14 protein-coding genes are annotated in these 14,851 nt (G+C 65.0%); 5 read left to right on the top strand and 9 right to left on the bottom strand.

Annotated features, from left to right (window positions below):
* Positions 1 to 4: 4 nt before the first annotated feature.
* Together RBB42_RS15920 and RBB42_RS15915 are read right to left on the bottom strand one after the other, a co-directional pair.
* Complete coding sequence (locus tag RBB42_RS15920; RefSeq protein ID WP_305968891.1) at positions 5 to 1,339, bottom strand: NAD(P)-dependent oxidoreductase; 1,335 nt, start codon at positions 1,337 to 1,339, stop codon at positions 5 to 7.
* A 174-nt stretch (positions 1,340 to 1,513) separates the two neighbouring features.
* Positions 1,514 to 2,182, bottom strand: a complete 669-nt coding sequence (locus tag RBB42_RS15915; protein ID WP_305968892.1) for an OmpA family protein — start codon at positions 2,180 to 2,182, stop codon at positions 1,514 to 1,516.
* A gap of 315 nt (positions 2,183 to 2,497) precedes the next feature.
* Between RBB42_RS15915 and RBB42_RS15910 the strand changes: the two genes are divergently transcribed.
* Both RBB42_RS15910 and RBB42_RS15905 read left to right on the top strand, forming a co-directional pair.
* Complete coding sequence (locus RBB42_RS15910; RefSeq protein WP_305968893.1) at positions 2,498 to 3,706, top strand: trypsin-like serine peptidase; 1,209 nt, start codon at positions 2,498 to 2,500, stop codon at positions 3,704 to 3,706.
* Positions 3,706 to 5,217 (top strand): SH3 domain-containing protein, encoded by a 1,512-nt coding sequence (locus RBB42_RS15905; protein WP_306043401.1) that lies wholly within the window; start codon positions 3,706 to 3,708, stop codon positions 5,215 to 5,217. Before RBB42_RS15910 ends, RBB42_RS15905 begins: the two co-directional genes overlap by 1 nt.
* 93 nt (positions 5,218 to 5,310) lie before the next feature.
* On the opposite strand, the gene RBB42_RS15900 is transcribed toward RBB42_RS15905, so the two are convergent.
* From RBB42_RS15900 to RBB42_RS15875, 6 genes are read right to left on the bottom strand one after another with little or no spacing between them, the layout of a single operon-like run.
* Complete coding sequence (locus tag RBB42_RS15900; RefSeq protein ID WP_305968895.1) at positions 5,311 to 6,000, bottom strand: ABC transporter ATP-binding protein; 690 nt, start codon at positions 5,998 to 6,000, stop codon at positions 5,311 to 5,313.
* Positions 5,997 to 6,746, bottom strand: coding sequence for an ABC transporter ATP-binding protein (locus RBB42_RS15895; protein ID WP_305968896.1), 750 nt, complete (start codon positions 6,744 to 6,746; stop codon positions 5,997 to 5,999). The genes RBB42_RS15900 and RBB42_RS15895 overlap by 4 nt, the downstream gene beginning before the upstream one ends.
* Positions 6,739 to 7,722 carry a branched-chain amino acid ABC transporter permease gene (locus RBB42_RS15890; RefSeq protein ID WP_305968897.1) on the bottom strand — a complete coding sequence of 328 codons (984 nt, stop codon included), beginning with the start codon at positions 7,720 to 7,722 and terminating at the stop codon, positions 6,739 to 6,741. The genes RBB42_RS15895 and RBB42_RS15890 overlap by 8 nt, the downstream gene beginning before the upstream one ends.
* Positions 7,719 to 8,639, bottom strand: a complete 921-nt coding sequence (locus RBB42_RS15885; protein WP_305968898.1) for a branched-chain amino acid ABC transporter permease — start codon at positions 8,637 to 8,639, stop codon at positions 7,719 to 7,721. Before RBB42_RS15885 ends, RBB42_RS15890 begins: the two co-directional genes overlap by 4 nt.
* 53 nt (positions 8,640 to 8,692) lie before the next feature.
* A complete protein-coding gene (locus RBB42_RS15880) occupies positions 8,693 to 9,829 on the bottom strand; it encodes an ABC transporter substrate-binding protein (protein WP_305968899.1) in 1,137 nt (378 codons plus the stop codon).
* A gap of 23 nt (positions 9,830 to 9,852) precedes the next feature.
* Positions 9,853 to 10,089 (bottom strand): Lrp/AsnC ligand binding domain-containing protein, encoded by a 237-nt coding sequence (locus tag RBB42_RS15875; RefSeq protein ID WP_043136551.1) that lies wholly within the window; start codon positions 10,087 to 10,089, stop codon positions 9,853 to 9,855.
* 130 nt (positions 10,090 to 10,219) lie between these two features.
* Here RBB42_RS15875 and RBB42_RS15870 point away from each other — a divergent pair, with 130 nt between their 5' ends.
* The 3 genes from RBB42_RS15870 (at position 10,220) to tsaA (ending at position 13,311) form a co-directional block, all read left to right on the top strand.
* Positions 10,220 to 11,005 (top strand): SDR family NAD(P)-dependent oxidoreductase, encoded by a 786-nt coding sequence (locus RBB42_RS15870; RefSeq protein WP_305968900.1) that lies wholly within the window; start codon positions 10,220 to 10,222, stop codon positions 11,003 to 11,005.
* Between the two features lie 10 nt (positions 11,006 to 11,015).
* A complete protein-coding gene (locus RBB42_RS15865; RefSeq protein WP_305968901.1) occupies positions 11,016 to 11,870 on the top strand; it encodes an SMP-30/gluconolactonase/LRE family protein in 855 nt (284 codons plus the stop codon).
* Positions 11,871 to 12,813: 943 nt separating this feature from the next.
* Positions 12,814 to 13,311: a tRNA (N6-threonylcarbamoyladenosine(37)-N6)-methyltransferase TrmO gene (gene tsaA / locus RBB42_RS15860; RefSeq protein ID WP_305968902.1), complete on the top strand. Its 498-nt coding sequence runs from the start codon at positions 12,814 to 12,816 to the stop codon at positions 13,309 to 13,311.
* Here the strand turns inward: tsaA and RBB42_RS15855 are convergent.
* Positions 13,303 to 14,814: a malonate--CoA ligase gene (locus RBB42_RS15855; RefSeq protein WP_305968903.1), complete on the bottom strand. Its 1,512-nt coding sequence runs from the start codon at positions 14,812 to 14,814 to the stop codon at positions 13,303 to 13,305. The genes tsaA and RBB42_RS15855 overlap by 9 nt on opposite strands.
* Positions 14,815 to 14,851 lie beyond the last annotated feature (37 nt).

Below are 14,851 nucleotides of genomic sequence, written 5' to 3'. Positions count from 1 at the left end.
GGGTTTACCCCGCCGTCGCCATCAGCGTCGCGTGAATGTCCTCTGCGGCGTCGCGGCCCTCGGCCACGGCGACCACGGTCAGGTCCTCGCCGGGCGTGCAGTCGCCCCCGGCCCAGACCCCCGCGAGAGAGGTGCGGCCTGTCTCCGTCACCTTGAGCTTGCGGCCGTCCAGGTCCAGCCCCTCGACCGGCGCCAGGGTCTGGCCGATGGCCCGGAACACCTGGTCGGCAGGCAGGCGCATGGTTTCGCCCGTGCCCTGCAGCTTGCCGTCCACCAGTGCGGTGTATTCCAGTTCGATCTCGCGCACCGCGCCGTTGCCGTGCATGGCCACCGGCATCACGTTGAACATCAGCCGCACGCCCTTTGACGCCGCCAGGTCCTGTTCAAAGCCGCTGGCCGGCATCTCTTCGCGCGACCGGCGATAGGCCAGCGTCACGTTCTCGGCGCCCAGCAGTTTCGACTGCACGGCGGCGTCCACGGCGGTCATGCCGCCGCCGATCACCACCACGTTGCGGCCCACCGGCAGGGCGGCCAGGTCTTCGCTTTGCCGCAGGTCGGCGATAAAACGCACGGCGTCCTCGACCCCGGCCTTTTCGCCCCCCTCGAGTTCCAGCAGGTTCACCCCGGCCAGGCCGACCCCCAGGAACACCGCGTCGAAGTTCTCGCGCAGGCCCTCCAGGGTCACCTCGACCCCCAGCGTGCTGCCGTATTCGATGGTGATTCCGCCGATGCCCATCAGCCAGTCGACCTCGCGCGCCGCAAAGCCGTCCACCGTCTTGTAGGCGGCGATGCCGTATTCGTTCAGCCCGCCGGGGCGGGGGCGCGCCTCGTAGATCGTGACGGCATGGCCCTTCATCGCCAGGCGATGCGCACAGGCCAGGCCCGCCGGGCCAGCGCCGACCACTGCCACGCGCTTGCCGGTTTCGGCCGCGCGGTCGAAGGGATGGCCCTGCCGCGCCATCAGCGCATCGGTGGAATAGCGTTGCAGGCGCCCGATCTCGACCGGCTTGCCCTCGGCGGTCTCGCGCACGCAGGCCTCTTCACAGAGCGTTTCGGTCGGGCAGACCCGGGCGCACATGCCGCCCAGGATGTTCTGTTCAAAGATCGTCTTCGCCGCCGCTTCCGGCTGGCCGGTGGCGATCTGCCGGATGAACAGCGGGATGTCGATCTCGGTCGGGCAGGCGGTCACGCAGGGCGCATCGTGGCAGAAATAGCAGCGGTCCGCTGCCACCGCCGCCTCGTGCGGGTCGTAAGGCGCGTGAAGATCCTCGAAGTTCCGAGCCAACTGATCCTGGCTGAGGCGCCCGGACTGGATGCCGGGGGTCTGCGGGCTGGTCATGGCCTCTCCCTGTTTTCATGTTCTTGTGGAATCAGCCTGCCACAGGTCGGAATTTTATCAAACGGTAAAATTCTGTCGGGGCCAAAAACCGGCCCCATTTGCCGGTCTTTGCCCATGCGCGCAGCAAAAAGGGGGCCGATGGGCCCCCTTGTCGTCGGCAAACCGTCCGGCTGGTCAGGCGCCGGGCACCAGGACCAGCTGCACGCGCCGGTTTTCGGCCGCGTCGGGACGGCGGGTGTTCTTGAGATAGTCAAACCCCACGCCCACCGCCTCGATCTGGCCGGTGCCCAGGCTCATGGTGCCTTGCACGAAGCGCGCGACCGAATTCGCGCGGCGCTGTGACAGCGCCTTGTTGTATTCTGCACTGCCCACCGCGTCCGTATGGCCGATGAAGATCAGCTTGCTGTCCTTCAGCCGCGGATCGCTGAGCGCATTGGCAAGGGTCGACAGTTTCGCCATCGCCTGCGGGGTCAGCGCGTCCGATCCATAGTCAAACAGCACTTCCAGGTCGATGGTCGGCAGCGGCTCGGGTTTCTTTGTGCGGTCTTCCACGGCGATGGTCCCGCCGATCCGGGCCTGCGTCTCCGAGGCGGGCGGCTTGGGCTGGCGCTTGACCACGCCCAGGTTGACCACGTCGTCCAGCGTGAACTTTGAGCCGCCGCTGAATTCGGAGTTCTCGCAGGCAGAAGGGTCGACAAGGCAATCGCGCATCTCGGCGGCGTCGGCATCGGGCTTGGGCGCATCACCCAGCGAAAAACTGTCCAGCGTCACGGTCGACTGGGCGAGGGCCGCGGAGGGAAGGACCAGCGCGGCGGCAAGAAGGGGAAACATTGTCTTGGTCATGGCAATATCCAGCGTTGGTCGAAAGGAAAGCACAGCGGGGCGCACGATTGCCCATTGTCGCCGGCGGTTCAAGGCGGTGGCCGCAACCCGGGCGTCAAAGCCACGTCCCATCCTGCCGATGCGCGCAAGGCCCGGCGCGGGCCGGGCGCGACGGCCAATTGGCGGAAAGGAAAAGGAACGGTGCATCGTGGCCCCCTGAAGTTGTTGCGACAGGATAGACGAAATCGCTTTCGTTTTCACTTACCGCATTTTTTCCAAGCGCGCAGGTAGGGATTTGCTATGGTTGCCGCGGATTTGTCTGACCAGAGGATTGCCATGCCCCTCTTTGCCCGCCTCCCGGCCCTGGCCGCCACGCTTGTCGCCCTGCCTGCCGCGCTTTGCGCGGATGACGGTATCGTCAAGGAACTGGCCATCGAGGGCTACAACAACGAGGCGATCTACACCTATTCTCCCAGCGCGGATTTCCGGAAACTGGGCCGCGGCGTCGGCAAGCTGCAGATCCGGACAGACGCGGGCGAAAACCCCTGCACCGCCTTCCTGGTGGATGCCACCCATATCATGACCAACTACCATTGCATTCCCGGCGTACTGGAAGACCCGCGCATCGGCGCCACCGAAATCACCTCGGTCACCTGGATCGCCGGTTTCGTCGAACCGGGCCGGGACGAGGAAACCGCCCGTTTCGCCGTCAACCCGGTCCCGGTCGAAAGCTCGGCGGAACTGGATTATTCCGTGCTCGAGGTGACGGGCGTGCCGATCGACCGCTTTCCGCCGCTGCCGCTCTCCTCGGCCCCGCCGGTCGAGGGGATGCCCTTCTGGATCATCGGCCACCCTATGGGCAAGTCCCAGCACATCAGCCGCGAGGGCTGCCGCGCCGCGCGCCCGCCGCTGGAAAAGGCGCCCGAGTCCCAGTCCGGTCAGCGGGTGCGCCATACCTGCGATACGCTGGGCGGCAATTCCGGCTCTCCGATCATCGACAGTTCCGCCCGCCAGGTGATCGCGCTGCACAATTCCGGCAACCGCAACGTGGGCATCAACTACGGCATCCCGATGGCCGAGATCATCGGCCAGTCGAAGGTTCTGAAACCGGGGCCCTTGCCCGCACCCAAACCCCAGCCGATGCTCATGTCGGCCTTTCCCGACAGCCTCGGGGTGGGCGGGGAACTGTCTCTGGTGGCCGATATGCCATCGGACTGCACGCCGGCCTTCGTCGACATCTCGCCCAGCCTGCAACTGACACCGATCCCGCTGGAGATTTTCGAAAAGGTCGATCTTGGGCCCGGCCAGACCCGCTATCAGGTCACCCCCACCAGCCAATATGCCGTCGTCGTGCAGGAGCAGGACGAAAAAGGCGAACATCGCATCGGATACCTGTGCAGCAGCAGCGGCGTCAGCGACGCGGCAGAGCTGAAATCGGCGCTGCGGCTTGTGCTGGCGGACCTCAACAAGGGGCAGCTTTCGGGCAAGGTCACACTCGATGGCGGCACCGTCGACTATGCCTTCAAGAGCTACGTGATCGAGTGATGGGCGTGATCCGCGCGGTCCTCGCCGCGGCGCTGGCCTTTGTTGGCGGCGCGGCCCAGGCGGCCGAGATTTCACTGCGCGATGACCTGCGCCCAAGGCTGGCCCAGCTCTGGCCGATCTACGGAGAGGACACCAACGCGGGCCGCAACAGCCCCGTCCTGTTGCCCGCCGGATCCGTGAACCATCCCTATTACGGCGGGCTGCGGATCATCTCCGTTTCCGGTGTGATCGAACCCGGCGATGCCGAACGGCTGGCCGCGCTGATCGGCCCCGAGGACTCGGTCACCTCCTTTGCCGTCGTCCTTGACAGCCCGGGCGGCAACTTCCTCGAAGGCGTGGCGATGGGCGAAACCCTGCGCCTGTACCGTCAGGGCAACGGCGATCCCGCGCTGAACGGTGTTGTCGTGCTGGCCGAAAGCGAATGCATGTCCGCCTGCGCCGTGGCCTTTGCGCTGGCGGCCCTGCCACGCGATTCCGGCCGGTCGGTGCGCTATGTCGAACAGGGCGCGCGGTTGGGCTTTCACATGCCGTTCGTCCCGCTGGACCAGCAGGCCCGGCAGACGGAAATCGCCGCCGCGATGGATCTGACCTACCAGATCATGTCGGAGTACATCCAATTGATCGGCAACGGCATCGCGCCTTCGGCCTTGGTGCAAAACGCACTGCACTATCGCCGGCCGAATGATTTCTTCCTGCTGCGCGGCGGGTTGGTGACGCGCTTCATGGTTTTTGTTCCCGTCGCCGGACCCAAGGGCGGCACGCCGCTTGCGCTGGCGGGGCTGACCCAGCGCGACGCGTTCAACATGTGCCAGTACCTGACTTACTCAAAGGGCCGGGACATGATCGCCGCCGGGTACGAGTTCTGGCCGGTCGAAATTGGCAGCGAGTTTCCCGATGACACACCGCTGCGGACCCTGTTCGAAAGATACGGCGACCGCCGGCTGGCCAACGATGGATGCAGCATCGAGTGGCAGGAGGGCGACACATTGGGCATCACGCCCTTCGGCGACTGTGGCCGCCAATCCACTGGCGGCGGCTGGTGTGCCGCGCCACGCAACGACTATGGCTACAGCCAGCACGGCGACACCCTGCCACGCGCCACCGGCGCCCTGCTTGCGGACAGCCTCGGCTGTCACGGCGGGCAGTTGACCACACGCTACTACCGCTGGGACGCGGGCAACCGGTTCTTCGAAGAGGAAGACCCGGAGGCCTACAGTTGGGTCGGTGAGCTTTACGATGCGCCCGAGGCGCCGATCCTGCCGATGGACTGGTCCGGTGCGCGGCTCGGGTCCAACGTCAACATCCGCACCGCGCCCGGCGGCGACCGGCTTGCCCGCTGGTCCGAGGGAACGCCGGTCGATGTGCTGGATTGCGCCCTTTCGGCGGACGGGCAGGGGGTCTGGTACCAGGTCCGGAACGGCGGGCAGACCGGCTGGGCCAGCGCCCGCTACATCGACGTGCCGGCGCTGGCGGGATGGGATCTGATGATCCGCCCGGTCGGATTCGAATAGGGCGCCAAGAGGCGGGTTAACGAAACTTCACCGCTTTGTACAAAATGCCGGAATCGCCGTACGTTTTGTACAAAACGTACAAACGTCAGGGGCTCAGACGCCCAGGTAACGCTGCGCCAGATCGGCGCTCAGATCGTCCAGAACCCCGGTCCAGGCGGTGCGCCCCCGGTTCAGGATCACCGCCCGGTCGGACACCTGTGTCAGTTCCTTCAGGCTCTTGTCGATGATCAGGATGGCCATGCCCGTTTCGCGTTTGAGCTGTCCCACCGCGTCCCATATTTCCTGCCGGATCAAGGGCGCCAGCCCCTCTGTCGCCTCGTCCAGGATCAACAGGCGCGGGTTCGTCATCAGCGCCCGCCCGATCGCCAGCATCTGCTGCTCGCCACCCGACAAAGAGCGCGCGACCTGCGTCTTGCGCTCGCTCAGGCGCGGAAACAAGGTGCCCACCTTGCCCATGTCCCAGGGGCCGGGGCGGGCGGCGGCGGTCAGGTTCTCCTGCACCGTCAGGTCCGCGAAACAGCGCCGCCCCTCGGGCACCAGCCCGATCCCCAGTCGCGCGGCGCGATGTGCTGGCAGGCGGCGCAAATCCTTGCTGTCAAACGAAATATGCCCCTCGGCGCGCAGCAGGCGGCAGATGCATTTCACAGTCGTCGTCTTGCCCATGCCGTTGCGCCCCATCAGCGCAACGACCTCGCCCGAGGCGACCTGAAGGTCGACGCCGAACAGCGCCTGGCTGGCGCCATAGGTGGCTTTCAGCCCTTCGACCTGCAAGAGCGCGCTCATGTCTCGTCCCCCAGGTAGGCGTCGCGCACGGCCCTGTCACGGCGGATGTCCTCGACCGTGCCGCTGGCGATCACCCGTCCATAAACCAGCACGCTGACCCGGTCGGCCAGCGCAAAGACCGCGTCCATGTCATGCTCGACCAGCAGGATCGGTGCCTGTGCCCGCAGCCCGTCCAGAAAGTCGGTCAGCTGTGCCGATCCCTCGGTGCCCAGGCCCGCCATCGGCTCGTCCATGACAAAGGCGCGGGGGTCCAGAGTCAGCGCCACCGCCACCTCCAGTTTTCGCCGCTCTCCGTGCGACAGCTCTGCGGTTCGCATCGCCGCTTGCCCGGCCAGCCCGACCCGCTCCAGCGCCGCCTCGGCACGGTCCCGGATCGCCCGGTCGCGCAGCGCCGGGCGGAACATGCCAAAGGGGCGTCCCTGCGCGCCAAGCGCCCCCAGCGCGACGTTCTGGAGAACCGTGTCCTCCATCGCCAACTGACTGATCTGAAAGGTTCTTGCCAGACCGGCGCGGGCGCGGGCCTGTACCGGCAAACCGGTGACGTCGCGACCACCCAGCATCACCTGCCCTGCATCCGGGGCCAGCGCGCCGCTGATCTGCGCGATCAGCGTCGACTTTCCGGCCCCGTTCGGTCCGATGATGGCATGGATCTCTCCGGCGCGCAGCGAGATCGAGACGTCATCCGTCGCCTGCAGAGCGCCGAACGCCTTGCGCAGGCCCCTGGTTTCCAGAACCGCCTCAGCCATGTGCCCGCGCCTTTCCGGCGATCAGCCCGATGACGCCGCCGCGTCCGAACAGTACGATGCCCAGCAACAGCAGGCCGAACCAGATGTGCCAGTAGTCCGACCAGCCGCCGATGTAATGTTCCAGCACCACGAAGAGGCAGGCGCCGACGACCGGGCCAAACAGACGCGCGGTGCCGCCGATGATGATGAAGACGATGAACTCTCCGGACAGTTGCCAACTGAACATGGTGGGCGAGACAAATCGGTTGAGGTCCGCAAACAGCGCGCCCGCCAGCCCGGTGATCGCGCCCGAGATCGTGAAGGCCACAAGGCGCAGGCGGAACGGGTCCAGCCCCACGGCGCGCACCCTCTCGGGCACCTGTCGCGCCGCGTTGAGCGCGAGTCCGAAGCGTGAGCGTGCCAATGCGCCGTTGAACCCGAGCGCCAGCACCAGTGCCGCAAGGCAGAGGCCGTAGAACTGGATCGGCACCAGCGTGTTGAGGCCCGGGAAGCCGTTGCGGACATAGATCGACATGCCGTCCTCTCCGCCGTAGGCCGACCACGAGATGGCAAAATAGTAGAACATCTGTCCGAAGGCGAGCGTGATCATGATGAAGTAGACACCGCTGGTGCGCAGCGACAGCAGGCCGATGACCAGGGCCGCCAGCGCTGAGGCGACGACCGCCGCGAGCCAGATCAGTGGCATCGACTTGGTGCCCTCTATCAGGAAAGGCGTCTCCATCAGCGGCATGTAGTTCTGCGCGTGAAAGGCGAGAATGCCCATCGCATAGCCGCCGATCCCGAAAAACACCGCGTGCCCCAGGCTGACCAGCCCGCCGATCCCCAATGCCATGTTCAGCCCCACCGCCGCCAGCGACAGGATCACGGCGCGGGTGGCCAGCGTGATGGTAAAGGGCTCATCCGCCAGATGCGCGTAGAGCGGCAATGCGACGAGCCCCGCCAGAACGGCGAGGTTGAACAGGGTTTCGCGGGTCATGCGCGTGCTCCGAACAGGCCCGTCGGGCGCCAGATCAGGACAACCGCCATCAGGATGTAGATCGCCATCGAAGAGAGCGAGGCGCCGGTCTGCGTGGCGGCGGCGGGTGCCATGAACAGCTTGAACAGTTCCGGCAGGAAGACCGAGCCCAGCGTGTCCGTCAGCCCCACCAGCAGTGCGCCCACAAGTGCGCCCTTGATCGAGCCGATCCCGCCGATCACGATGGTGACAAAGGCCAGGATGAGAACCGGTTCACCCATGCCCACCTGCACCGACTGGATTGCGCCCACCAGCGCGCCTGCCAGTCCCGCCAACGCCGCGCCGAGCGCAAAGATGAAGGTATAGAGCCGGTCGATATCGACTCCCAGCGCGGCGATCATCTCTCGGTCGTTCTCGCCCGCGCGGATCTGCACGCCGATCCGGGTGCGCGCGATCAGCCAGAAGAGGCCCACCGCCACGGCAAGACCGGCGAGGATCAGCGTCAGCCGATACAGCGGATACTGGATGCCGCCGGGCAGGGTCACGGGGCCGGAAAGCGCTTCCGGCACGTCGAGGTAGAGCGGGAAGGAGCCAAAGACCCAGCGCGTGCCTTCGGAAAAAATCAGGATCAGCGCGAAGGTGGCCAGCACCTGGTCAAGGTGGTCGCGGTCGTAGAGGCGCCGGATCACCACGAGTTCGATCAATGCCCCCGCCGCCGCCGCGCCGGCCAGTGCGGCCACAAGTCCCAGCGCGAAGGACCCGGTTGCGGCCGCCGCCGTGGCCGCGCAGAACGCGCCGACCATGTAGAGCGAGCCATGCGCCAGGTTGATCAGCCCCATGACGCCGAAGATCAGCGTCAGACCGGCCGCCATGAGGAAAAGCATGATGCCGGATTGCAGACCGTTCAGGAACTGCTCGAGGATCAGGGTGGTTGTCATGGGGAATGTCGTCGGGTCGGACGCCCCGGGACGGCCCGGGGCGTACAGGTGTGTTACATCTTGCAGTCGTCGACGTAGGCGTTTGCGCGGTCTTCCATAGCGGTGGCGACGATCTTGTTGGTAAAGATGTCGCCTTCCTTGATGACCTCGCGGACGTAGACGTTCTGGATCGGGTGGTTGTTGGCCGCGAAGGAGAATTCACCCCGCACGCTGTCAAACTCTGCCGCCTTGAGCGCCGCGCCGAACCCGGCCTCGTCCGAGATCTCGGCCTTGTCCAGCGCCGAAAGCATCAGGTTGGCGGTGTCATAGCCCTGCGCCGCGTAGATCGACGGCAGCCGGTCGTATTTCGCCTCGAAGGCCTCGACGAAGGTGGCGTTGGCGGCGTTGTCCAGGTCCTTGGACCAGGTCGAAGAGTTCTTGACCCCAAGTGCCGCGTCCCCCACGGCCTGCAGGATGCCCTGGTCAAAGCTGAAGGCCGGGCCGACCAGCGGCAGGTCCACGCCGGAATCCGCGTATTGCTTGAGGAAAGAGATGCCCATGCCGCCGGGCAGGAAGAAAAAGACCGAATCCGCGCCACTGGCCCGGATCTGCGCGATCTCGGCGGCATAGTCGGTCTGGCCCAGCTTGGTATAGACCTCGCCCGCCAGGTCACCTTCGTAGAAGCGCTTGAAGCCGGTCAGGCTGTCCTGGCCCGCGGGGTAGTTGGGCGCGAGGATGAAGGTGTTCTTGAACCCGGCCTGCGTGGCATAGGCGCCCGCGCCTTCGTGCAGGTTGTCGTTCTGGTAGGAGACCGAGAAATACCTGGCATTGCAGCCCCGCCCGGCCAGCTGCGCCGGGGCGGCGTTGGTCGACAGGTAGAACTTGCCCTGCGCCGTTGCCGAAGGCACCACCGCCATCGCGAGGTTGGACCAGACGATGCCGGTGAGCAGGTCGACCTTTTCCGACTGGATCATCTTGTCGGCCAGTTGCACGGCCACGTCGGGTTTGCGCTGGTCGTCCTCGATGACCACCTCGAGATCGGTCCGTCCCGACTGTTCGATGGCCAGCATGAAGCCGTCGCGCGTGTCGATGCCAAGGCTTGCACCACCGCCGGACAGCGTGGTGATCATGCCCACCTTGACCTCGGCCGCGGCCGGCAGGGCAAGGGCGGCGCACAGCAGCCCGCCCGTCGTCAATGTCTTGAGACTCATGGAATTCTCCCGGTTGTCAGATGTCAGAACGCGCGGAACGTCAGCGTCGTCAGCGTGCGTTCGATCCCGTCGATGTCCAGCAGGTTGTCGTTGATGAATTTGCCCGTGTCCTCTTCCTTGGGGATGTAGATCTTGAGGAGCAGGTCATACTCGCCGCTGGTCGAGTAGAGCTCGGAATGGATTTCGCGCAGGGCGATGTCGCCGGCCACGCGATAGGCGGTGCCGGGGCGGCATCGGATCTGGACGAATACGCAGTTCATGGAACCCTCCTTTCCGGTCGTGCGCAGACTAGACCCGATATCGCGCCATGATTCCAGCCCTTTGACAGGCTCTTGCGCGGAACGGTCTGCGCGGCGACAGTGACAGGGATGTCTGCAGGGGAGAAAGCCAGTGACCGAACAACTTGCGGGGGATGCGGTGTTCCCGGACCTGCGCGGCACGTCGGTCTTCATCACCGGCGGCGGCGCGGGGATCGGGGCCGCGCTGACGGAGGCTTTTCTCGAACAGGGCGCCCGGGTGGCCTTTTGCCAGCGCTCGGACGTGACGGTATTCTGCGACCGGATGGAAACCCGGCACGGCAACCGCCCGCTGTTCCTGCAATGCGATGTCACCGACGAACCCGCGCTGCGCGCCGCGATGGCCGAGGCGGCGCGGCAACATGGCCCGATCACGGTGCTGGTCAACAACGCGGCCAATGACACCCGCCACGATACGCTCGAGATCAGCTCTGCCGAATGGGATGACCTGATCGCGGTCAACCTGAAAAGCTATTTCCTGACAACCCAGATCGCCGTGCCAGGTATGATGGAGGCGGGCGGCGGGGCCATCGTCAACTTCAGTTCGATCAGCTACATGCTGGGCATGGCAGAGATGACGGCCTATACCACCGCCAACGGCGGGATCACCGCCATGACACGCGGCCACGCGCGCGAATTCGGCCGCGACGGCATCCGCGTCAACGCAGTGGCGCCGGGGTGGGTCCTGACGGAACGCCAGCTGCGGCTCTGGGCCTCGCCCGAGGCCCTGGACGACTTTCTGACCAAGCAGTGTCTTGGCCGTCATCTGGAACCGGCGGATCTTGCCGGGCCCGTGCTTTTCCTGGCTTCCAAGGCCAGCGCAATGATTACCGGACAATGCCTTGCCGTCGACGGCGGGGTCGTCACCACCGCCGCCTGAAGGATCAAAGATGCCGCAACCCGCCACGCTTTCCGCCACCCGATGCATTCTTGGCGAAGGGGCGCTGTGGCACCCGGATCGCGGCAGTTTCCTGTGGTTCGATATCCTGGGGCACCGGCTTTACGAACACGACGGGCAAACGGAACGACACTGGCAGTTCGATCGCGCGGTTTCGGCGGCCGGTATCGTGGAGGTCTCGCGCCTGCTGATCGCCTCCGAGCGGGACCTGTTCCTGTTCGACCTGGACAGCGCCTCGGAAACCCGTCTCTGCGACCTCGAGGCCGACAACCCGGTGACGCGGTCCAATGATGGCCGCGCCGATCCGCAGGGCGGTTTCTGGATCGGGACGATGGGATACAAGGCCGAACCGGGAGCCGGGGCGATCTATCGGTGGTACAAGGGCGAGTTGCGGCAGCTTTTTGGCGAGATTACTATTCCCAACGCGATCTGTTTCGCCCCCGATGGCGGGCACGCCTATTTCACCGATACGCCGACCCGGGTGATCCGCCGCGTCGCCTTGGACGCCGAGGGCTGGCCTGTGGGCGATCCGGAGACCTGGCTGGACCTGCGGCCCGAGGGGCTGAACCCCGATGGCGCTGTCACCGATGCGGCAGGCAACCTTTGGAATGCGCAATGGGAGGCCAGCCGCGTTGCCAGTTACGCGCCGAACGGGCGGTTCCTGCGCAGTTTCGCCCTGCCCACTACGCAGACGACCTGCCCGGCCTTCGGGGGGGCGGATTTCGACCGTTTGATGGTCACCTCTGCCGCCGAAGGCCGCCCGGAGGAGGACGGGGCGGCAGGGAACACCTTTGTTTTCAAGACGGATGCTCGGGGCAGGGCGGAACCGCGCGTTGTTCTGGCGTAAGGTGCGCATCTTCCGCGCACCTCAATCCCTTCACCGTGCAACCAATACAGCCGTCAATCCTTATCCAGCTGCATTCCAACGTGGAAACAAAGCTTCAGGAAAACCTGTAATTTTTCTCTTCCTGGTGGTTCTTGCAGTGACATGACCGGCAAAGCGCTATGGCCGTAAACACGCGTTCACCGCTACAGATATCAGAACAAAACTCGTCACCGCAGACGTCCAGCGCGGCGCCCACCCGCATCAACTCCATTGCCGTTACACCGCAATGAAAACACTCCACAAAGTCGATTGCGCTATCCAGTTCTTCCTGGGTCAACCGCCCCAAGAGATCACATTTAACCTTACTCAATTTCCGCCACCTCCCGGCTTTTCTATCGTGGTTGTCCACTAATTTTAATCAATGCGGATTCGATTTGCCTTGCGGCGCCTCAAAGACAGGGAGTTTTACATCTGGTAATCGGTTTCTGTTGACAATCCTGAATTGAAATCGCCCAGGCGTTCCCTTGGCGGTACACGTTTAATTTGTTCAATCTGTGGTTGCCACACGTGTGATTCCATTTGCTCAATTCCTGTCTTTGCTTGGGTGCCGGAATTGAGGCAAGTCAAGCCGGGCGCTCAATCTGTCAATAATGGCCATGGGCCCGCGTTCTGATCCAAGCTTTCGAAGGATTGCGGCTTGCTACTTGCAGAAGCGGTCAAATCGAACCGTGAGCGAATTGTGATAGACATGGCCGTTTGCCCCGGCCGAACTGGATGCAGATCGAATAAGCTTGGCAGACCGGCGGGACCTGCAGGCGGTTTCCACTGACACACCACGACATGCCGACAAGCCGTTCACAAGAACCCTGAGTCCATGGTTTCCTAGGCTGTCCACGCGCGTAAACCCCGCCTGCGGCCAAAAATCCACTGGTCCAAAGCGGACGACACGGGCACTCTATCCCCCATGTCCACATCCACCCATCGCGACCAGCTGCGTCCCGGGGAAACCCTTGCGCAGTTTCCCCCTGCCACCGACGCGGGTCTGCGGTTCATCGGCTGGATCGAGACGCCTTTCAGGGTGCGCGCCGATTGCCCCCGGCAGGGCGATCCCGAGCAGGGGCCGGACTGTACCGTGATCCTTGATGCGGTCTACTCACCCGCACTGGACGGGATCGAACAGTTCGAATTCATCGAAGTGCTGTACTGGCTGCACGAGGCGCGGCGCGATCTGCTGACGCAAAGCCCAAAGGCCGACGGGCGGACACGCGGCACTTTTTCACTGCGCAGCCCGCTGCGCCCCAATCCCATCGGCACCAGTATCGTCCGGCTGATCGCACGCGATGGCGCAGCCCTCACGGTGCGCGGGTTGGATTGCCTGAACAACACGCCGCTTCTGGATATCAAGCCGTACCGGTGTTCCTTTGCCGTTCAGGCGCGGGCAAAGCCCGGTGTCTCAACCTGAGAACAGCCCCCCGAAACGCTCGCGCAGGGCCGCCTTCTGCACCTTGCCCATCGTGTTGCGCGGCAGGGCGTCGACGACTTCGATGTGCCGGGGATGCTTGAACCGCGCCAGCTTTGCCGTCACCTCGCCGCGGACGGCGTCTAGGTCGGGTGTGGCGCCCGGTTCGGGCACGATGACCGCCACCGGGGTCTCTCCGAAATCCGGATGCGGCACGCCGACCACGGCGCTTTCCAGCACGCCCGGTTGGTCATCCAGCAGTTCCTCGATCTCCTTGGGGTAGATGTTGAACCCGCCAGAGATGATCAGATCCTTGCCGCGTCCGACGATGGTGACGTAACCGTCCTCGCTCATCTGGGCGAGGTCGCCGGTGATGAAAAAGCCGTTCTCTCGCAATTCCGCCGCGGTCTTTTCCGGCATCTGCCAGTAGCCCTGAAAGACGTTCGGGCCGCGCACCTCCAGCATCCCGATCTCGCCGCGCGGCAGTTCGGCTCCCGCTTCGTCGCAGACCCTGGCCTCCACCCCCGGCAGCGGCAGGCCGACGGTGCCGGCGCGGCGGTCGCCGTCGTAGGGGTTGGACGTGCTCATGTTGGTTTCAGTCATGCCGTAGCGTTCAAGGATGCGGTGCCCGCTGCGTGCCTCGAACTGGCGATGCGTTTCGGCAAGCAGGGGCGCCGAGCCGGAGATGAACAGCCGCATGTTCCCCGCCACCTCGACCCCGAAACGCGGGTTGTCCAGCAGGCGGGTGTAGAAGGTCGGCACGCCCATCAGGCTGGTCGCCTTGGGCATCCAGTCGATCAGAGCGTCGGGGTCCAGTTTCGGGAAGAACACCATCGCGCCTCCCGCCGCCAACATCACGTTGGTCGCCACGAACAGCCCGTGGGTGTGGAAGATCGGCAGCGCGTGCAACAGCACGTCGTCCTTGGTGAATCGCCAGAGGTCGACCAGCGTCAGCGCGTTGGACAGGAGGTTATCCTGGCTCAGCATCGCGCCCTTGGAGCGGCCCGTGGTGCCCGATGTGTAGAGAAAGGCGGCGATGTCATCACTTGCGCGCGGTTCGACGGCGGCTTCTTCGGGGGCTGCGTCTGCCCGTTCGGCAAGCGTGCCCGTCCCGTCCGGGCCCAGCGTCTCGCAATGGGCGCCGCAGCGCGCGGCGACCTCGCCCAGAAGGCGGGCATCGGCCGGGTCGCAGACCAGCACCCGGGCGCCCGAGTTCTCGACGAAATAGGCGATCTCGTCGCCCGTGTAGCCGGTGTTCAGCGGCAGAAAGACCACCCCAGCCTGGATGCAGCCAAAGACCAGCGCCAGCGCGTCGGCGCATTTTTCCACCTGCAGGGCCAGCCGGTCGCCGGGTGCAAGGCCCAGATCGCGCAGCGCCCCGGCGAACTGGGCCACGCGCGCGGTGAACCCGGCATAGCTGATCTGCCCACCGTCCGGGAGGTGCAGAAAGACAGAGCTGTTCGCGGTCTGATGACCGAGGAGCGTGTCGTATAGCGGGTTGGGCATGGGGCTCTCCTGCTGGGCTGGTCCCTCGTGTTTAAAC

It is taken from the genome of Mameliella sp. MMSF_3455 (assembly GCF_030733205.1).
Taxonomy (GTDB): domain Bacteria; phylum Pseudomonadota; class Alphaproteobacteria; order Rhodobacterales; family Rhodobacteraceae; genus Antarctobacter.
Note: the sequence above shows the minus strand (reverse complement) of the source record. Positions and strands in the feature narration are given on the sequence as shown.